Origin of the sequence: Clostridium sp. YIM B02569 (genome assembly GCF_022320765.1) — a bacterium.
GTDB lineage: Bacteria > Bacillota > Clostridia > Clostridiales > Clostridiaceae > Clostridium > Clostridium beijerinckii.
Genome location: NZ_JAKJJX010000002.1, coordinates 136281 through 159164, shown reverse-complemented (window position 1 = coordinate 159164; position 22884 = coordinate 136281). Strand labels below are relative to the sequence as shown.

General features: G+C 29.2%; 10 protein-coding genes. 2 read left to right on the top strand and 8 right to left on the bottom strand.

Annotated elements, in window-relative coordinates; translation table 11 throughout:
- Positions 1-727 precede the first annotated feature (727 nt).
- From L3B96_RS02380 to dapA, 4 genes are all read right to left on the bottom strand, one after another.
- A complete protein-coding gene (locus tag L3B96_RS02380) occupies positions 728-9973 on the bottom strand; it encodes a glucoamylase family protein (RefSeq protein ID WP_238858701.1) in 9246 nt (3081 codons plus the stop codon).
- Positions 9974-10398: 425 nt separating this feature from the next.
- On the bottom strand, positions 10399-11685 hold the full coding sequence (locus tag L3B96_RS02375; protein WP_238858700.1) for a M18 family aminopeptidase: 1287 nt from the start codon (positions 11683-11685) through the stop codon (positions 10399-10401).
- A gap of 148 nt (positions 11686-11833) precedes the next feature.
- Positions 11834-12898, bottom strand: a complete 1065-nt coding sequence (locus L3B96_RS02370; protein WP_238858699.1) for a phage replisome organizer N-terminal domain-containing protein — start codon at positions 12896-12898, stop codon at positions 11834-11836.
- Between the two features lie 416 nt (positions 12899-13314).
- Positions 13315-14187 carry a 4-hydroxy-tetrahydrodipicolinate synthase gene (gene dapA / locus L3B96_RS02365; RefSeq protein WP_238858793.1) on the bottom strand — a complete coding sequence of 291 codons (873 nt, stop codon included), beginning with the start codon at positions 14185-14187 and terminating at the stop codon, positions 13315-13317.
- 218 nt (positions 14188-14405) lie between these two features.
- On the opposite strand from dapA, the gene L3B96_RS02360 reads away from it, so the two are divergent.
- Positions 14406-15581, top strand: a complete 1176-nt coding sequence (locus L3B96_RS02360) for a cation diffusion facilitator family transporter (protein WP_238858792.1) — start codon at positions 14406-14408, stop codon at positions 15579-15581.
- 256 nt (positions 15582-15837) lie between these two features.
- Positions 15838-16644 (top strand): DUF2628 domain-containing protein, encoded by an 807-nt coding sequence (locus tag L3B96_RS02355; protein WP_238858698.1) that lies wholly within the window; start codon positions 15838-15840, stop codon positions 16642-16644.
- 490 nt (positions 16645-17134) lie between these two features.
- Here the strand turns inward: L3B96_RS02355 and L3B96_RS02350 are convergent, their stop codons facing one another.
- The 4 genes from L3B96_RS02350 to helD form a co-directional block, all read right to left on the bottom strand.
- A complete protein-coding gene (locus L3B96_RS02350) occupies positions 17135-17857 on the bottom strand; it encodes an amino acid ABC transporter ATP-binding protein (RefSeq protein WP_238858697.1) in 723 nt (240 codons plus the stop codon).
- Complete coding sequence (locus L3B96_RS02345) at positions 17844-18503, bottom strand: amino acid ABC transporter permease (protein ID WP_012060933.1); 660 nt, start codon at positions 18501-18503, stop codon at positions 17844-17846. Before L3B96_RS02345 ends, L3B96_RS02350 begins: the two co-directional genes overlap by 14 nt.
- Before the next feature lie 757 nt (positions 18504-19260).
- Positions 19261-20097 (bottom strand): ABC transporter substrate-binding protein, encoded by an 837-nt coding sequence (locus L3B96_RS02340; protein WP_238858696.1) that lies wholly within the window; start codon positions 20095-20097, stop codon positions 19261-19263.
- 548 nt (positions 20098-20645) lie between these two features.
- A complete protein-coding gene (helD, locus tag L3B96_RS02335; protein WP_238858695.1) occupies positions 20646-22820 on the bottom strand; it encodes an RNA polymerase recycling motor HelD in 2175 nt (724 codons plus the stop codon).
- Positions 22821-22884 lie beyond the last annotated feature (64 nt).

Genomic DNA, 22884 nt, shown 5'->3' with positions numbered 1-22884 from the left:
GAAGTTTCTAAGCGGCAGATTGTATCCAATTTAGCATGCTCCAACTTTCAGTTTGACAAGCTAAATTGGAACAACCTACAGCTAAGAACCTTTAACAGCTCATTTTCAAATGTTTTCTTCACAAATATATTTATGATTTCTAGTGAAGATATGAACTCGAAGTTTTAGAAAATTTGTAAATATGTTCATCTAATAAGTCTAATTCTTGAATTGTTTATCTATATATGAATGGAAATCTCTATACTTTTATAAAAAAAGCTGTATAAGATAATTATAAAATCATCTTATACAGCTTAAATTAATTTACTCTAAGTTCCTAACAATATTATATATGCGACTTTTAAATTAAGTTTATATGATCATCAACTGAAAACTTAGCTTTAGTGGAAAATTTAAATTTCAGATTTAAATTTAATTCTTAAACTTAGATATCTATAGATAACACAATCATAAACTATACTCAGACTATGAAATATATTCCAACCAGAAATGAGTGATATACTTTTGTGGAATGTTTCATTGGTAATTTTGATGGATGTGATTCTTGGCTATAAGTTGTTCCAAATGTGCTAGTTCAAAGCTTGTTCTTTGAGGCTAGCACTTTTGGTGCAACTTTATAGCCTTAGAATCACCCATCACAATTACCCAGAAACTGGAACAAAAGTATATTATTCATTTCGGTGAGGCATACGCATAAGTATAGATTATATTCGTTTTATCTATATACTCATTTTAAGTATACAAAAACTTCTAACTTACCGCTGTTTCTTGGAATAAGTTTATCTTTCATTACTTCTCCATTTACAACTACCTTTGTAACAATTTGATTATCACTATTTTTTGAGCTATAAGGTATGGATTCTGCATTACTTTTATAATTATTATTTTGTTCATTATTCTTAGTATTTACATTTAACCCATTTTCATTATTTGCTCTAGATACTTTTATAGTGTAATCTTCTTTTTCATTTGTAATCTTTATTTCAAATTCATTCCAAGATTCTGGTATGCAAGGATTTATAGCATATCCCTTATCTTGAATCTTTCTAAGTCCCAAGATATTTTCAACACCAACTCTGTACATCCATCCTGAAGCTCCTGTATACCAGCTCCAGCCTCCTCTTCCTGCATGAGGCTCTTTTATATACACGTCCGCTGCCATCACATAAGGTTCTACTTTATATGTCATACACTCCAACTCTGTTTTTGCATGATTTATAGGATTTATCATATTAAAATAGCTTACTGCTTTATCACCAAGCCCAAGTTTAGTTAAAGCAAGTATCACCCAAACTGCTGCATGAGTATATTGACCTCCATTTTCTCTTACACCGGGCACATATCCTTTTATATAACCTGGTTCTAACTTAGAATTACTAAATGGTGGTGCAAGCAATAAAATCATTCCCTTATCTTTCTTTACAAGGTTATTATCCACGGCTTCCATTGCTTCAATACTACGTTCCTTCTGTCCTGCACCTGATATAATTGCCCAGCTTTGAGCTAACGAGTCAATTCTGCATTCTGGATTTTCTCTTGAACCAAGAGGCGTACCATCATCAAAGTATGCTCTTCTATACCAGCCGCCATCCCAAGCGTTTTTCTCTAGATTATCTCGTATAAACTCTCTTCTTTCCTCAAAATGTTCCTTTGTTTTCTTATCGTTTTGCTTATCTGCAATTTCAATAAAGCTTTCTAATATTGAATATAGGAACCAACCAAGCCATACGCTTTCTCCTTTTCCTTCGTTTCCAACAGTACTCATTCCATCATTCCAGTCTCCACTACCCATTAAAGGAATATTATGAATACCAAAGTTCAAACTCTTTTCTATAGCTTTTAAACAATGTTCATATATAGTTCCTTCCTTTGATGATTGATTTACTATGGTATATCTTTCATCTTCACCTTCTCTTAAAGGTTCATCTTCTAAGTACGGAGCAGTAGCATTTAAAATATCGTAATCTCCTGTGGAGTTAATATATTCGGCCGTTACATAAGGAAGCCATAATAAATCATCGCTAAATCTAGTTCTTATTCCCGAATTAACAACAGGATGCCACCAATGTTGAACATCACCTTCTACATACTGTCTTGAAGCACTTCTTAGTATCTGTGCCTTTGTTATTTCTGGATTTACAAACCCAAGTGACATAGAATCTTGAAGCTGATCTCTGAATCCATAAGCACCACCACTTTGATAAAATGCACTTCTGCTTAAATATCTACAACTTAAAGTTTGATATAAAAGCCATCCATTCAAAAGATAATCTAATGACTTATCTGGTGTCTTAACTTGTATATTTCCTAGGAAATTGCTCCAATATTGTTTTACTTTATCTAATTCATTTTCTGCATTTCCAAAAATCTTATATTTACTTATTAATTCATCTATTTTTTCTTTTTCATCTTGACCAAATAGGATTAGCAGTTCCTTTTTCTCACCTTTTCTTAACATAATACTTGTTTGTGCCGCTAAACAAGGGTCATAGATGCCACCAGACTTATTGCTTAATCTATTATGTTTTAGAGCCTCAGGACTAAAGGTTTCTCCTCCAATACCTAAAAACTCTTTATTATCTCCAGTGAAACTCAATTCTTTCCCACCTATAATGGTTAAGTAAGCATTTAATTTTCCAAAGTATTCACTGTATGGATTATGAGCACCTATAAATTTATTTCTAAATGCAAAATCTTCATTACTATTTTTAATGCTGCTTCTATTTACTACATCCATTGTTTCTTTGTAGTTTGATTCATCTCCACCTATATATGTTGAGATATATCTTGAACTATCATACTCATAAACACCCAAAACAAGTTTTGCATAGTAGAATAGCGAAACACTTCTATCCTCATTACTTAAGTTTTCTAGCGTAACCCTCTGAATTTTTAATCTTTCATTTTTAGGAGCAAAAATTTCTAATTTTCCTTTTATATTATATGCTGTATGTCTGTATTCAGAGTATCCAAAGCTATGTTTTATTAAGTAATCACCTGAATCTCTTACAGGCTTTGGTGTTATTGAAAAATACTTACTTGAGTCATTATCTTTAATATATAATGCTTCTCCTATAGGATCTCTAATATAATCATTGCTCCAAGGCGTTATTTTATTTTCTCTAGAATTTCCACACCAAGTATATCCTGATCCTACTTCTGATATATGAAATCCGAAGTCATCATTTGAAATAACATTAATCCAAGGTGCTGGTGTATTTCTATAATTAGATAGTTTTATTATATAACTATTATCTTTCTTACAAAATCCACCATAACCATTAAAGAAATCTAAATCACTTACATCAGGATCCTCATCCGCATCTTTACTATAATTATTAGAATCTTTTGATACATCCAAATCTAAATCAACTAAACTTGAAATTTCCGAGTTATAAACTAACTCTCTTTCCTTCTTACTTTGATTAGATTTTTTATCTATTTCTAAATCTTCAATATCATCTTGATCTTCTGGCTCATTAATATTCTTTATTAAATCATGAATATTAATTACTTCTTCATCATTATCATATACTTCATAAGGTATGTTTTCACCATCTGTATCTTGGTTAGTATTTTCATCCTTATATTTATCCTTAAACCTTGAATTATTTCTTAAAGCTATACGCGAATCTAATCCCTCATCATCTAAGTCCACATATCTATTAAAATTCTTTTCATTATATGCATATGAACTTAATGGATTATTCTTATCTACATATACTCTAGAAATTCCTATTAGTAAATCCTTAATTTCAGCGTCCATGGTTGCCTTATTGTGAATAAATATTCCACCCGCTTTATTTAAGTAATTACCTACATTGGATGACCTTATTACTTCCATTATGTTTTTTTGAAGTGGTTCATCATAAGAAACTTCTTCATTATTATATATAATTAAATCTAGCTTAACTCCCTTAATTCTTAAGTAATTGTGGAATTTTACCATAGTATATACTAAATTTATGTCTTCTTCATTTTCTATAGACAACATTATAATAGGTAAATCTCCTGAGATTCCATATGCCCACAAATCCTTTTGATGCATTGAAATATTACTAATATATTCTTCTCTATTTTTTCTAGTATTAGTTAGAAAGAAAATTGAGCTTGCAGCACTTTGGAATATATTGGCTATAGCACTTCTTATTCCTAAAGTCTTTAGTTCAAGCTGTGCACTTATGCTATAATTTTTAAATACTCTCTCTAGCTTACTGTTGTCATTGTTATTTTTGCATATTTCAAGTATTTGTTCTTTTGATTCACATATTCCAGTTATATAATAAATTTCCTTCTTGGAGTTAGGCTCTAATCTAATTCTTGTTCTTATACTCATTATAGGATCTAAAACTGTTCCCACAGTATTATCTAAAGCCTTATCATTATCCATAGCTTTTGGATTCTTCAATTCTCTATTTCTTCCTATAAAATTTATTCTTGAAGTTTCATATGAAATACTTCCCTCTAAGTCTCCATTAACAACCGCCTTATGGAAAATATATGGAATTTTTGCATTCTTGACTCTACCTCTTCTGCTTCCTATAAGAACACTTTCCTTTTCATCATATTCTGTTTGAACAAATAAATTAGAGAATGTTGGATGAACTACGTCAGCACTGAATGTAGCTAAAGTCACTTCCATGTAACTTGTTATTTCAATACTTCTTCCCTTATCTCCTTTGTTATTTAAAGTTAATTTTCTAACTTCAAAGTTTTCTTCTGATGATATTGAAACTTCCATCGAAGTTTCAATGTTGCCATCTTTTCTACTAAATTTAGCTTTATCTAAATTGAACTCAACTGAATACTTATCTCCAATATCTTTACAAGGCTCAAAGGTTGAACTCCAATATTCATTTGAATTTAAATTCTTTACATAGAAGAACATTCCACTATCATCACTTGTAGAGTTTCCCTTCCATCTATAAAGCATAGTATCATTCTTTTTTGAATATCCATTTCCGTTTACTGTTAACATAGATGAATATTCACCATTGCTTAATAGTAATACTTGTGGACTATCCTGATTCACTTTTTCAAATACTCTTGGAATTAAAACCTCTCCCTCAAAATATCTATTCTTAACAGAAAAATCTTCATTTCTTTCAAAAACAACATTTTGTGGAATTTTCTCTTTTAGTAAAAGTTCTGTAGATTTTATCTCAGGAAGATCGTGAAATCTATTTATCAAAATATCATTACATAGAATATTATCCAAAGCCATAAGTGACATTCCTAAATGATGTACCATATAAGTTGCAACTTTATTGACCTTCTGTGGATAACTTGAGTTATCATAATTACTCTCATCGTCATTATTCATGTGAATCCTACTGATTTCATCATTCTTATCCACATTATTCACATTATCAACATGCTTATCATTCATATAACTTGTATTTTTATCCTGTGTATTATCCACTATTTTTTCGTAGTTATCCACATAATCCTCATACTTATCCACATTTTGTGTATAATTTTTTCCATTTGTTGAAATATTCTGCTCAAGAAGATCACTTTTAGAAAGTGTCATTATGTACTTATCTTTCCTAGCTTTAGTATAATCTAAAGCTTCTATGAAACCATATCTTCCTAATGCACCTAACTTTTCAAGTTCTTTAAGATTTTTAATTCCAGAATCTTTATCAAAAGAAATAGCCATTAATGTTGAATATGGAGATATTACAAGATCATCTTCAAGTCCCCGCTTAAGACCAAGTCCAGGCACTCCAAATGCCTTATATTGATAATTTTCTGCCGCATCAAATTCATAAAATGCAGATTCTGATATCCCCCAAGGAGACTTCTTTTGTTTTGCAAAGCTTTTTTGCGCCTTTATGACAGACTTATAAGTTTGACTAAGTAAGGTCTTAGGATAATTCCTCATTATTAATGATGGCATAAAATACTCAAACATAGTTCCACTCCAAGATACTAGTGAATGAGTATGGAATGCGTTAGTCATGGAACGTCCTAGCTTAAACCAATGAGAAGAAGGCACATCATTTTTAGCTATCGCAACAAAAGATGCTATTCTTGACTCAGATGCAAGTAAATCATAATATGAGTTTCCAAGAGAATTTTCCTCTACATTATATCCGATAGAGAATAGTCCTCTAGTTTTATCATAAAGAAAAGTAAAATCCATTTCTTCTGTTATTTTATCAATATCTTGTATTATATTATCTATTTTATCTATGTAATTTTTAAAATTATTTATCTTTTCTCTAAATTTGCCTCTGAAATTATCCCCATTTTTTCTTCTATAATTCTCGCATCTGTGGATTAATTCAACAATATCTGGGACTCCTTCGAAAAATTCCTTGCTATATAACTTTTCTATACCTTCAAAAATAAAGTTATAATAGCTAATCTTTTTTCTAACCTCACCTATAAGCTTATCAATCCAATATCTTGCTTCTTCACTCTCAAGTTTTAATTCACCTATACTGTTTTCCTCTTCATCACTTAAGTTATTTTCATTACTTATATTATTATTTTCCGACTTAAGTTTCTGCTTTAGACTGATTATCTGCTCTGTTTCCTTTAAATCTTGAAGTTTAAAGGAAATTTCATTTAATACATTTATATATTCTCCAATGTTAATATGTGAAGAAAATTTAAGCTTTAAATTAGGGGCTTCATCTTCAATTATTTTGTAAATATCATTCAAAGATGTAACTTCTTTTACTCTTATAACTTTATTATGTTTAAGCTCTTCCATAGACCTCTTTAGTACCCATAGGTTACCTAGAAGATTTCCACTATCAACTGTTGATACATATCTAGGCCATAAAGGTTCTTTTGTTTTTGTATCATACCAATTTAGATAATGACCATTAACCTTTTGAAGAGTTTTCATGCTATTTAATATGAGTTCTATTCTGTCAACAAACTCTGCCATAGTTATATATCCCAAGTCATATGCAGCAATGCTTGAAGTAATTCCCATACCTATATTAGTTGGAGAGGTTCTATGTGCAACTCCCTTAAATGGCTTCTCCTGATAGTTATCTGGAGCTAGGTAGTTGTTTTCTTCATTAACAAAATCCTCATAATAAGCATATATTCTTCTAGAAATTTTTCTTAAGTAAGTTTTTTCTTCATTCTTTAAAGTATTCTTCTTGTGTTCTGGACGTTTAATACTTATGGTATAAGCCATATAAGGGCTAACTATCCATAATGCCGCAACCACTACACTATAAGTAACTACTCCTAACGAACTATAAAATGATAAGTATAGTACAAGCAGACCCATTATAGGAGCAATCCACATTCTCTTTAAATAATTAATAAAATTATTCCTTGAGTTTTTTTCTACAAGTTCTGCTGACTGCCATTCTAAAAGATTTTTCTTAGAAAACATCACTCTATATAGTGTTACTATTATTGCATCAAGCATCAAAAAAGCTTGATAAGGAATAAAGCTTACTATTAGCACTATCTGCTCTAGCGTTTTAAATGCTCCCATTAATTTATTTTTAGGTGTTACAACAAAATCTGTTACCACAAATACTAATGGAGTTATTAAAGCTAAAAAGGCAAGAAGTGCAACTTGACTTCTTCCAAATAAAACAGTGAGAGATAATATAAGAGCGAGAAGTAAATTAGGTGCTAATAAACTTCTTCTTAGATTATCAAATATCTTCCACTTATATAATAAATTTATTTTATTAGAAAATAACCATCCTATTAGCTGCCAGTCACCTCTAACCCATCTATGCAATCTTTTGCAGCTAGATTCATAAAATGCTGGATATCCATCAATAAATTCCACATCACTTAATAATCCACATCTTGCAATACCACCCTCAAGCAAATCATGACTTAAGACTGTATCATCTTTTATAGAATTACTTAACACTTTATAAAATTCATCTATACATATTATTCCTTTACCAGTAAAGGACCCTTCTCCAAATAAATCTTGATAAGTGTCAGAATAAGCAACGGAATATCCATCAACTCCTTCTTCTCCTCCAAATACTTTTGAAAAATAAGTTTGATTCTTAGCTTCTAGGCTAATGCTCACCTTAGGCTGCATTATTCCATATCCTCTTGCGACTCTATTGCTTTTTATATGAGGAATATTAAGAATATGGCTCATAGCCCCTACAAGTTTAAAAGCACTTTCCCTAGGCATGAAAGTATCTTCATCTAATGTAATTAGATACTTAACTTGTTTCAGTTCTTGAATATCCGAGCTAAAAACATTATAAGTATGATTCTTACCATCTCTAATAAGAGCCATAAATTCCATTAACTTTCCACGTTTTCTTTCTCTGCCCATGAATACATTTTCTTTCTTATTATAAATTCTCTTTCTACTAAAGAAAAAGAATCTATTTTCACTAACTCCTTGATCATTTTTAAAGTCATCGGAATATTTCTCATTTAAATCTCTAGCATATTGAACTCCTGATTTAATTATCTCAACATCTTCCGGAGAAGTCTCATGCTCAGAATCATGAAAATCACTTAGCAAAGCAAAATAAATATTCTTATCTTTATTTCCGCAATATGCTACTTCTAATTTTTTCATAAGTTCTTTAACTTTCTCTTTAGAATTTACTATAGCCGGTATTACAACTACAGTTTTATTTTCTTTAGGAATTCCTGAACTAAAATTTAATTTTGGAATTAATCTAATATCAACAACTTTACCCACAGTATAATTCGTAAGTCCAATTATTATTTCATTGACTGGAATTAATATTATAAGGAACGAAATTACGTACTGTACCAAAGTGTATCTAACACCTAATAAGCTGCTTATTAATAAAATAAGAAAACTTATTAAAAGTGTTCCAAAGATATTGCATGCTACATACGTATTTGCAGATATAGTTGTTTTTATATTATTTCCATATTTCTTTAACTCGTTTATTCCCTCATCAATTAAGTAATATCCAATATGGCATTTATAATTTTCTTCTTTATTAGTTTTACTATTTCTTGCAAGCTCTAAAATATTGCTAGCTAAAGTAATTTCATCTGCGTTTGATATTCTAGCCATCTTTTCGAGCTTATGCCTATAATAATCCTTAGATTCAAAATCCATGCTATCATAAATATTCGCAGGATCATTTTTAAGTATTTTTTCAACAAAAGAAGTTTCTTCAAAGAATCTTCTCCAGCTTATTCCCTCAATCTTTCTAATAAATGTTATGTATTCTCCAATATTTCTTTCTAAAACTTCTTCTCTTAAATCACTTCTAATATTATTTTTATCTAAATCCGAATTTACTTTCCATTTAGACTCTACAAGATCATTTATTCTTGGATCTTCTATAGAATTATCTCTTAATACACTAAAAAATTCTCTTAAAAATAAAGGTCCAATATTCTTCCCAACATTAATATTTCCTATTTTTTCTTCGAACTTATTGTTATTAATTGCATCTATTATCTTTTCAGCTATATCTCTTCCTCTTATGATTTCTTTTTGAATATCAACAAGTTCGTTAGTATACTTAGATAAATTTATTATTATAGCTATTTTAAGCATTAATGGGAATGCCCACAATTCTCCTGTAGTGAAAATTTTCTCTTTATTATTAAAATTTCCGTTTTCAATATCGCCTTGAAGTCCGTTTATATATGATATAAGTTTATCACAATCAATCTCATTCCCATTATTTATATAGTCCTTCGCCACTACAAAAATGCGTGGAATAAGTTCCCTATTTTCATTATCTTCATCTGTATTGTTATCTTTATTTCTATTGTAATTAACATTACCTATAGAAGATAGTCCCTTAAAATAATCTATAGGCATCTCAATCTTTATCGCTTTGTACTCTTTTTCTATTAAGTATATATTATCAAGAAGCCATTCAGATGCCCCAAGCACTTTATATCCGTTCTTAGATAATTTGCTAAAGTACCTAAAATTTTCATGGATGCAAGAAAATCCATCAGCTAACTCTTTTAAAACATTCTTTCTTACTCCATAAGAATTATTTCTCCTCAAGTAAAAAACTCCCTTCTTACTATTGGTATATTCAAAAAAAATAATAGGTTAATATGATAGTCTATTTATCTTTATACTTTATAAACATAACTTCCCAAAAGTACCTCGCTATAAGGAAATCATATTTTTTTATCTAAAGATAAATACAACATTTTGCATTATCGATTATTATTTTCTTTCATATACCTAACATTAATAACAATTACCCAACGGAGATATTTTTACCAAAATTATAAAAAGTATTCTTATATTCATAATCTATAAAAAAATAGCCATCTAAAGTTATCATGTAGACAACCTTAAAATGGCTATTTATTAACGTTCATTAGATATTAGCTGATGCTTTAAAATTAACAAGTTATTAAAAAGTCTTCACTTTAATAGATGCTTAGACATTTCCCATTGTTAATTACTATTACAATCTATTAATTAAAAAACTCAGTAAATGCCTTAATTGTATATTCATTATCCTTTACAGTAGCTAATTCTCTTATTGAATGCATACTTAGTAGTGGCGCTCCCATATCTATTACTGGTATATTTAATTTTGATGCAGTAATAGGTCCAATGGTTGTTCCCCCTCTTAAATCCGATCTATTTACAAATACCTGACATGGAACTTCAGCTTTTTCACAGATTCCTTTGAAGACAGCACTTGCATAACTATCAGTTGAATAACTTCCACCTGCTGCAATTTTAAGTACAGGCCCTTTTCCAAGCATAGGCTTATTTGTAGGATCACATTTTTCAACATAGTTTGGATGTATTGCATGAGCTAAGTCTGCTGAGATCATTATTGAGTTGCTTAATGCTCTCTTGAAACTTTCTCTATCTTTTTCAAGACCCAAAGTTATTCTCTCTAAAATATTTTCTAAAATTGATGAATTTGCACCTTGGGATGTTAAGCTTCCTATTTCCTCATTATCTAAAGCTACTAATACCTTCGTTGCTTTAATTTCATTACTGCTTATTAAAGCTTTTAATCCTGCAAATACCATCCATAAATCATCTAGTCTTCCGCATGATATAAATTCATCATTTAAGCCAATTAGCATACCTTCTGCATACTCATATAAAAACAAATCGAAATCTAATATATCGCTAGAATCTACCTTTAAAGTTTCTGCTATTAAATTAATTAAATAATTATCCTCTTCTAGCTTATCTTCAACTATTGTAAGCATTGGTAACGTATCTTTTTGCTTATTATATTCATAGCCCTCATTCACGCTTCTATTCATATGTATTGCTAAGTTAGGAATAATTAAGATTGGCTTATTTACATCCAATAATTCAACTCTTGGACTGAATGGATTTTCTCCCTTTAAAGTTACTCTTCCTGCTATGCTTAAAGGTCTATCAAACCAAGTACTTAGTATTGGCCCTCCATATACTTCAGTATTTAATTTCACATAATGTCCTTCAACTTTCATTTCTGGATTTGGCTTTATTCTAAATCCTGGTGAATCAGTATGTGCCCCTATTAATCTGAACCCATCTTTTTCAATATCACCATTTCCTATTTCAAAGGCAATTAATGCAGAGTTATTTTTTATAATATAGTGTTTACCACCTTTTTTTAACTCCCATTTATCTTCTTCTTTAATTTCTGTATAACCTTGCTTATCTAAGATATTTTTAATTTCATAAGTACTTTGAAAAGCCGTCTTACCCTTATTTATAAAATCTAATAATTCTTGCGCATTATTCATATAGTTATTATCTCTCCCTACATAAATTAAATTTTTCTCGTAAAACATTAAACAATATTAAATTCACTTTTAATATTATATACCTTTTTAGAAAATAATGCATATTTTATATATGTGATTATCTAGAAAATTTTATATTAGATAATACCTACATAGTAAATGCCATGACTACTTTTTCATCTTTTCCTAGCGGCATATCTCCTGAACAAAGTTCAACAATTTCTTCATCATCGTCACTTAAATTTATCTCGTTAATGACGTTTTTATTATTGGATTTTTTTCTACCCTTACTATTCTTATTTTTCACGGAGATTGGTATACTTGACTTTGCATTAGTTACATTGCTTTCGTAGGAACCTTTTTCAGTTTCTAAGCTGATATTCATGTTAGCATTGTTGTTTATGCAAGCAATATTACTAGCTATCACGTCTGCATTTCTATTATCATCTATACATTCTATGTTTTTATTGTTATCTTTATTATTGATAGAATCTATACTAGCATTTATGGTATCACTATTCTGCGTTCTTTCATCAATTATGGTGTTACTATTATTTTTATTACTATTTTCAAAGCTTTCATTTTCTGTATTACCTTTAACTACAAATTTAGAATCCACACTGGTAGAATCTTTATTATATCTATTACAATTGTTAATATTATTATCATAATTATTCTTTTTATTTATCTCTTCCTTAGGGATCATAATACTCTTATCTTCAATTTTAGCAGTTTTATTTCTAACAATTTCATCAACATTTTTGTATCCACTACTTTTTGAATCAATATCTATTAGATTTTCTCTATCTTTAATTTTAAACTCATCTATTTTGTGACTAGAATCATTTTCTTTTACTACATTATCTTTAATTTCAGTATTCTTATTCATTTTAATATTTTGATGCTTAGCAAAGTTTTTTACTTTATAGATTTTATCTTCAGTAAACTCAATCATTTCTAAATCCATTAAAACTTTCATAGCTAATTTCACTTGTTCAATATCTCTATTAAATTCTATAGCAAGGGTTTCCATTGTGTATGGAATATTTCTAGACAAAAATAATTCTCCTTCTAAATTTACCTTCCCAGCTAAGACAATAAGTCTAATCCAAATATACTGAATAAGGTCCCTTTCATTCATTGTATCTATTATTTTAGATTTAGTATCATCATACATATCAACTCTTAATTTAACAGATTTTCTTTCTTTCATCTTTAACACTCTCCCATTTAAATTAGTCTTCTATATGGAATATATGTATAAAAATGAGCAATTACATAATTTCTCTAAAATTTTTTATATTTTTTCTAGGAATCATTTTATTCCATGGGTAAAATACATCTAAATTTTAATTTGGATCTAATACACAAAATATTTTGATACAGTAAAATGGTAGGCAATCGTAAATCTCAAAAAAACTTACGCATCTGCCTCGTAAAATATATATTTCTGACATTTTCAACACTAATTTATAGATTTAACTTTTTATAATTTCCTTGTAAAAAACAAAAATGAACGCCCGAATTTATAACATCCAAGCGTCCATTGATATATTGCTTATTTATGTGAATTATTGTGTAAATCTAAATTACATATTATTTATCTATACTTAAAATGCATACTAAAACTTATATAAGATTATTTTTAGCAAGTTCTTCGCGTAATTTTTCTAGATTCTTGCCTTCCATTGGGAATAATGGCATTCTAAGTGGTCCTACGTTATATCCCATAATTCCTAGTGCAGTCTTTACTGGGATTGGGTTTACTTCTATAAATAATGTATTAATAAGATCTAAATATTTTGTTTGAAGGTTACAGCTTTCTTCAACTTTTCCTTCAAAATATAAACTACAAATTTCATGAGACTCTTTTGGCATAATATTTGAAAAAACTGAAATAACGCCTTTTCCCCCAAGTGATAAGATTGGAACTATTTGATCATCATTTCCAGAATATATATTAAGTTCATCTTTACATATCGCTTTTATCTTTGCAATCGCGGAAAGATCCCCACTAGCTTCTTTTGTTGCAACTATACGTGGATGCTTAGCTAATTCTGCATATGTTTCAGGTGTTATATTAACTCCTGTTCTTGATGGTACATTATATAGAATTATTGGGATATTAACTCTATCCGCAATATAATTGTAATGCTTTATTAATCCAGTTTGAGTAGTTTTATTGTAATATGGTGTTACTAATAAAAGTGCATCTACACCAACACTTTCAGCGTATTTTGATAATTGAACAGCATAAACTGTATCATTAGATCCTGTGCCCGCAATAACTGGTACTCTCTTATTCACATATTCTACTGTAAATCTAATAACTTCCCTGTGTTCTTCATCAGTCATAGTTGAAGACTCACCTGTAGTTCCTGCAATTACAATTGCATCTGTACCATTCTCTATATTAAAATCAATTAGTTTTTTTAATTCAGAGAAATTAATTCCATCTTCTGTAAAAGGTGTAACAATTGCAACTGCTGCACCAGTAAATATAATATCCTTCATAAAAATTGCCCCCTCGAATATTTTCTATATAAATTATAACACAGTAAAGTGCTACTATAAACTTAGAATATATTTAAAATATGAAATATATATTTATTAGTGTTAGATTGCTTAATTTCTGGTAAAAAAATACTTGCTTAACTAAAAATATTTAATATAATAGATGTAATGCTTATTGGTAATTTCTTATGATTGGAGTGTATTTCATGTTTTTTGAACTTATAGTTAATAAATTTGTTAAGGATAATTCTAATGTTAAAGATGACACAGTTAGAAGTTCTTACGGTATACTCGGTGGAATTATTGGGATATTAGCGAATGTTATGTTGTTTGTTATAAAGCTTTCTGTAGGAATTGTTGTTTCCAGTATTGCTATTATGGCTGATGCCTTTAATAACCTTTCTGATGCTGCATCATCTTTAATAACCATTTTAGGGTTTAAACTTTCAAACAAGCCCGCAGATAGAGAGCATCCTTTTGGACATGGAAGAATTGAGTACCTTTCAGCTTTAATTGTAGCTTTTATGGTAATGTTGGTTGGTTTTCAATTTATTAAATCTTCCTTTGAAAAAATAATTAAACCAGAGCCTATTACCTTTGAGATGACTTCTTTTATTTTGCTTATTATATCTATCTTTTTTAAGATTTGGCTTTCTAAATTTAATAAATTTATTGGTGAAAAGATTAATTCCTCTGCTCTAAAAGCTGCTTCTACAGATGCTCTAGGGGATGTATTTACCACTACTTGTGTGGCTATTTCATTTTTAGCTTCAAAATTCACTTCTTTCCCTATAGACGGATATATAGGAATGTTTGTTGCATTATTCATTGTTTATGCCGGTTTCAATTTAGTTAAAGATACTATCAATCCACTTTTAGGAGAAGCGCCAGATCCAGAACTTGTTGAATCCATAGAAAGAATGGTTTTGTCTTATGATAACATCCTAGGCTCACATGATTTAATAGTTCACAATTATGGTCCTGGTAAATGTATGGCATCTATTCATGCTGAAATTCCTGGAAATATTAACGTTGTAGATATTCACGAAGTGATCGATAAAGCTGAAAGAGAAATTTCAAAAGCACTTAAGATTTACTTAGTTATTCACATCGATCCTATCTGCATTATTGAAGGCGAAGTCAAAGAAGCTTATGATGAAATTCTATCCATAATTGAAAAATATGATTATATAGAGTCAATACATGATTTTAGAGTAGTCGGTGAAGGTGATATTAAGAACTTAATTTTTGACGTTGTTATTGAACCATCAAAAGAACTCTCTATAACTGATACTGAACTTATAAATATAATATCTGAAGGAGTGAAGAAATATCATCCTTCTTATAACTGTGTCATTACTATAGACAAACACTACACATAAAAATACAGCCGTTATTTCAAACCAAGGAACTTCTAGTTTGAAATAATGGCTGTACTTTTTCTATATTGCTGCATCCCATTTAATACATATTCTTATCCTTAAAACTATAAGTATAAATAAAGCTGAACCCTCACCTAAATTTTTTCAATTCATTATTCCTTTTTGCCTTATCCTATTTGCTGTCCTTCTCATTGTTAATTGGATAAATTTGTGATATTCTTTTAGTATTAAGTGCTATTAAAAGGAGGATATAATTTTGAAATGTCCACATTGTTCAGAAGAACTAGGAATAAATGATGTGTGTATAAATCCTATGTGTTCTTATTTCGGTACTACGATTAAAAATACTGAAAAAACTAATATAGATTATACTGAAAACAACTTAAATAGTAGAGTTAATGCTGATATTAAAGTAGATCATGTTGAAAACAACTCCAAATCCAATGATAACTTTAATCAAAACAAAGTCTATCATAATAGAAATGACTATGATAATAATCAGAATACAAACAGATTTAAAAATATATATTCTATTCCTTACAACAAAAGCAACAATATTTCTAGAGACGAACTAGCTATCTTTATTGGTAATAATAGCGGTTTCTATATTAAGCACCTCAACAAATATAACGATAAACATAAATTTTTATCTTGGAACTGGCCATGTTTTTTCTTCGGTTACTATTGGTTATTATACAGAAAACTTTATGTTCCAGGAGCTGCTTTGATACTCTTAACCTTAGTATCTTCAGCAATTTTTCCAAGGGGAATACACTTATCTTTGCTACTACTCATAAGAATTATATTAACTTTATATGCAAATTTTATTTATCTTAACAATTGCGAACGTAAGATTAAAAACTTCAAAATGAATGTTATCAATATACAAAATCTCAGCAATACTGAATATATAAATAAATTACGTAAAAAAGGCGGAGTTAATTTAGCCGCACCATTAATTGTATTAGCTCTCCATATTATGTTTATAGTAATTTCACTTGGTATGTGGCTTTCAACTAGGATTGCACCACATAAATTTTCTTCTCCTTCGTACTACTTTTAGCTTGTTAAACTAAAAGTTTAGATACTTTAAAGTTAATACAACCTGGTACTTATAATTTTTAGATAAATTTACGAAGTAATAATTCTTATAGTTTCGGTGAATTCCCACTCTTAATTAGGTATCTATATAGATAATACAATCATAAACCATACTTAGACTATGAAATATTCTCCACCTAGAAATGAGTAATATACTTTTGTGGAATGTTTCATTGGTGATTTTGATGGATGTGATTCTTTGGCTATAAGTTGTTCCAAATGTGCTAGTTCAAAGCTTGTTCTTTGAGGCTAGCACTTTGGGTGCAACTTTATAGCCTTAGAATCACCCATCAGAATTACCTAGAAACTGGAACAAAAGTATATTATTCATTTCGGCGAGCTATACGCATAAGTATGGATTATAATTGGTTTATCTATATTAAAATTTTAGGCGTTCACCATAATAACTAATAAAAATAGTTATTATGGTGAACGCCTTGTTGTATAGTTAATTATAAAACTTTAGATAAAAAGTCTATTGTACGTGGATTTTTAGGATTCTTAAATACTTCCTCTGGAGTCCCAGATTCTAATATTTTTCCTTCATCCATAAATAATATTCTATCTCCAACTTCTCTTGCAAATCCCATTTCGTGTGTAACAACTACCATTGTCATACCTTCCTTTGCAAGATCTTTCATAACATTTAGAACTTCTCCAACCATTTCAGGATCTAAAGCAGATGTTGGTTCATCGAATAACATAACATCTGGCTGCATAGCTAAAGCTCTAGCTATTGCAATTCTTTGCTTTTGTCCACCTGATAGTGATGATGGGTAAGCATCTATTTTATCTATCAAACCAACCTTATTTAATAAGTTTTCTGCTATACTTTTAGCTTCATCTTTAGAGATTCCTTTTACTTTAATAGGAGCTAAGCATATATTTTCGCATACTGTTTTATGGGGAAACAAATTAAATTGTTGGAATACCATCCCCATTTTTTCTCTCATCTTATCTATATTGGTTGCTTTTGATGTTATATCCTTATCTTCAAAAGTAATTTGTCCAGATGTAGGAGTCTCCAATAAGTTAAGACATCTTAAAAATGTACTTTTTCCTGACCCAGAAGGCCCAATTACAACTACAACTTCACCTTTGCTGATATGCTCATCTATTCCTTTTAACACCTTATTTTTTCCAAAGCTTTTATGTAAATCTTTAACGTATATCACTTGCTTTCATCCTCCTTTCAACATAACCTAAACATCTTGTCAAAGTGAAAGTTAAAACAAAGTAAACTACTGCTGCTACAATTATTGGTTCCAATCCTAAAGCTGTATTTCCTCTTACAATACTTGCATTATACATAAGTTCTGCAACACCTATAACAGAAACCATTGATGATTCTTTTATTACAGAAATAAATTCATTTCCAAGAGCAGGTAATATATTCTTAAATGCTTGTGGAATTATAACATGAACCATTGCTAACCCTTGATTCATTCCTAAACTTCTGGCTGCTTCCATTTGACCTTTGTCCACTGCTTCGATACCAGCTCTTATTATTTCAGATATATATGCTGCTGAGTTTAATGCTAAAGCTATTGATCCAACAGTCATATCAGGCATATCTATTCCTATAAGCTTAGGTAATCCTATATAGATTATATAGATTTGAACTAGAAGTGGAGTACCTCTTACAAATTCTACATAAGCTGCTGCTATATAGCTTATTGGTTTAAATTTTGAACGCCTTAAAAGAGTTAATGCAAGGCCTAAGATTGTACCACATAGCACTGCAAAAAATGCTAATACAATAGTAATTTCTGCACCTTTTAAATAATATTCAGAGTATTTTCCTAAAAATGTAAAATTCAATATTTTCCCTCCTAGTTCTTTATCTGATGTCTAGCCACTGTAATACTCTCACAATATATAACACTCCTCTTCCTAAAGTCAGATGAGTAAGCAATTCACACTAAATCGTAGATTTAGGTTCTCTGCTTAAGTTTGAGATAACATTGACACGACCCTAAATAAGCTCAACTAAGATTCAGCCATGGACAAGCCTCCATCTGAATCAAGTTTCACTTGATAATATACATATAATAAAATAGCCACTAATTTTTAATTATAAGACATTATCCGATAATTTTCAACTGTTGTTAATTTCCAATATAAAAATAACTTTAAATATATATATTTAAAAAATAATTCTTCATCATAATTCTAAAAATATTTCAAGAACTTTAGCCATAATTGTGAATTGTGAAATGTGCATTGCAACATATATATCTAATACTCAAAAAAATAACAAGCTATGATGTCAGTATATTTTGCATCCTACTATACTGGTATGTATTACCTTATAGTTTCTATATGCTAAAACTTTCATTACTTAGTACAAGGTAAAACTTCTCAGGTGAAGCTCTCTCTTTATCACCCGGTTTCAGTCAAACTTATACCCACAAGGGGTACAAAGTGATTTTAAATAATCCCAATATAACTTCTAAAATTTTAAATAACTTTCATGAAGGAATAAATTATATTATCTAAATTCACCTTGTCAATAACAAAATATATACTACATCTCTAACTCGTTATTTTCTATCGTACTTTTTAGTGCCTAATAGGATTAATCTACTAGTTTATTTGCATCTAATACAAACTGCTTTATCTTATCTTCATCTTTTAATCTCTTTATTGTCTTATTAACTTGATCTGTTAAATCAGTTGAACCTTTTTTCATAGCTATAGCAGATCCACCATCTGGATCTTTAACTTCTAATTTGTCTGCAATTGCGATACCTTCGTTCTTATCAACATTTATTTGAGCAACTGGTTGTTCAGCTAAAACTGCATCAACTTTATTGTTTTTTAAATCTAATATTAAATCAGTAACTTTGTCTAATGATTTTATATTTGCTGCATCAAAGTTATCCTTTGCTATACCTTCTTGTATTGAACCTTTTTGTACTCCTATTTTCTTTCCTTTTAAATCTTCCATTTTAGTTATTCCAGATTCATCACCTGATCTAAGTACAAATCTATGTGTTGCAGTATAATATATGTCTGAGAAATCTGCATTTTGTTTTCTTTCGTCTGTTGGAGTCATACCTGCAAATACCATATCTATTTTATCTGATTGAAGTGCTACTAACAATCCATCAAATGCCATATCTTTTACTTCAAGTTCTACTCCTAAATCTTTTGCAATTTCTTTTGCCATTTCAATATCGAATCCAACGATTTGATCTTTTCCATCTACTTCTTTATGGAATTCATATGGTGGATAATCGGCACTTGTTCCTATTACAAGCTTACCTTTTGATTTTATTGCCTGTAATGCAGAAGCATTACTGCTTGTGTTTTCTTTGTTTCCTTTAGTGCTGTTTCCACAGCCTACCATTCCTATTGCAATAGCTGATGCTGCTGCAATAGCAACTAATTTTTTTACTATACCAACTTTCATTATTAATACCTCCAAAACTTTACTCTACTAACGATAGCATAATTATACACACTTTTTTATATTTACTCAATAGAAATATGATAAAAAGTTTAATTATTATTCATTAAAATTAAATTTATCCTCATTACTTATTATATATTTAAATATATATTTTATGTATTGGAAATAGTTATATATATTAGTATTATAAGGCTTTCAAGCTTGCTTTAAGCGTTTTTTAATCATTTTAAAATCATAAAAAAATTTTATTTAGTATTTCTATAATTTAAAATTCACAAAAAATCATGAAATTTTATTCTCATTAAATTTATATTATAATTTTTCACTTTGCATACTTTATGAAAAATTATTCACATAATAAAAAATAAAAGCGGCACCATCATAAATATCATATTATCGGTGCCGCCTACTTATTATTTAAAATTGATTATCTAGCTTAGTATATATAAATTTCAGATAGCATAGCTCATTCTATATAAAATTCTTTATTTTATATAGCCGTATAGCTTTTAAGATAATAAGGCCTGAGAGTTAAGTTTATAATATAACTATATTAAATACTTAACTGCAGACAACCTGTGTAATGCTCTGGTACACATTATATATTTAACTAACGGTTCGATCTCTTCACTTTCTACTATTATAACTCCATCAAATTCTAATCCTTTTGCCAAATAAGCTGGTAGAATTACTTTTCCACCCTTATACATAATATCATCATTATCTAAACTTTGAATATTGATCTTTTCTTTAATAACATGAGAGAATTTATTCAATTCATTTTTATCCTTAAAGATTACTGCAACATTCTCGTATCCCTCTTCTTCATAATCTTCAATTAATGATATTATTGTATCAACAAATTCCTCATTATTAGAAACTTCTTCTTCAATGACAGCTTCTCCTTTTCTAACCAAAGGAACAATCTTATCTTTATCCAAGAATTTATTTGAATACTCCATTATATCTTGAGTTGATCTGTAACTCTTATTTAGCTCATACTTTGTAATTTCCACATTAAGATCTTTAAATACATCGTCAAGGTGAAGCATTGCAGGTTCTTCGCTAGTTGTTATTAATCTCTGGTTTGAATCACCAACAATTGTATAGCTCTTGCAACCTGTTATTTCTTTAATTATTTCAAATTGAATAAAACTATAATCCTGTGCCTCATCAATTACAATATGCTTTATCTCATTTTTTACTTTTATACCTTTTAACTTAATCATTAAATAAAGTATGCCAGATAAATCCATATAGCTTAGTCTTTCTTTATTCTCACCTAAGTCTTCATTATTAAGATTCTCTAAGTCATTAATATAGTTTTTATCAGTATCTAAATTAACAATTTTCTTATAAATATCTATTACTGGTTCGTACTTAATCCAAGTATCTAATTCATCACGAGATTTCATAACCGCTCTTACAATTTCTCTTATCTTAATTCTTTTTAAATATTCTAGATTATTTTTTTCTATTTCAAGTTCCTTCTCTGATAAGCTGCTAATCTTTTCTTTAAACTCAGTATTTATCTTATAAACTTCTTCATCTCTCTTATCTTTTATTTTAGATATTAATATTCTTTTTATTTTCTCACTTCTTCTAAACAAAGGCATATCTTTATAATAATTTGTAAATAGTTCTTCTATCTCTTTAGCTGTAACAATCTCTTCTTTCTTAAATCTAATTGGTTGTATCTTAAAATATTCTTTATTTAAAATTTCTAAGTTAGAATTTAATAAATCAACAAATGCCTTAGAACTCTTATATCTATATTCTTCTAAAGTATCTTCTTTTCCATTCATAGCATCTTCAATATAGCTACCGAAGCTCTTTATATTTTCATATTTTAAATTAATTTCTTTCTTCGCAAAATTTTCAAAGGTTGTTTGTTTAATATTACTTTCTCCAAGCGAAGGCAATACTTGAGCTATATAATCCATAAAAATATCATTAGGTCCAAAGATTAATACCTTATCTCCAAATTGTTTTCTAAAATTGTATAGTAAATAGGATATTCTATGAAGTGCGATAGTTGTCTTTCCTGAACCGGCAACCCCATTTACAACGACTATTTTATTTCTATCCTCTCTTATAATCTCATCTTGTTCCTTTTGAATAGTCATTACTATATCTTTTAATTTATCGGATGAATTATCTGTTAAAACCATTTGTAGTATTTCATCTTTAACATCTATAGCTGAATCAAATACTCCTTTTAACTGACCTTTCTTAATTACAAGTTGCTTTCTTGATAATATGTCTACTTCTATTTCTCCTGAAGGTGGATTATAACTTGATTTACCAAGAGTTCCTTTATAAAAAAGTGATGCAATAGGTGCTCTCCAATCAACAATTAATGGTTCAAAACTATTTTCAAGCGTCAATCCATATCTACCCACATACATATCTTCTGGAATGTCTTCTCCTTCTTTAAATGAAACCTTTCCGAAATAAGGTATTTCCTTAAGCTTTGTATATTCCATAAGCCTTTTATCAATTGTTCTATAGGCTTCTTCCTTCACATAATTTTCGTGATCAAAATAATCTATAATCTGGTCTTCATCATCTTTATATTCCTCAACGTATTTTTTTCTAGCCTCAAGGATATAGTTTGTGACATTCTTTCTTTTTTCTAAATACTTTAAAATTTCTTTATTTAGAATTTCTAAAATTTCACTTAACTTTTCCTCTTCTCTTATAAAATCTACTTGTTTGCTCAATATTGTGACCCCCTTAGATCAATAGGCAGTTAATTTATTACCTTGAAGTATCATATAAGGCGAT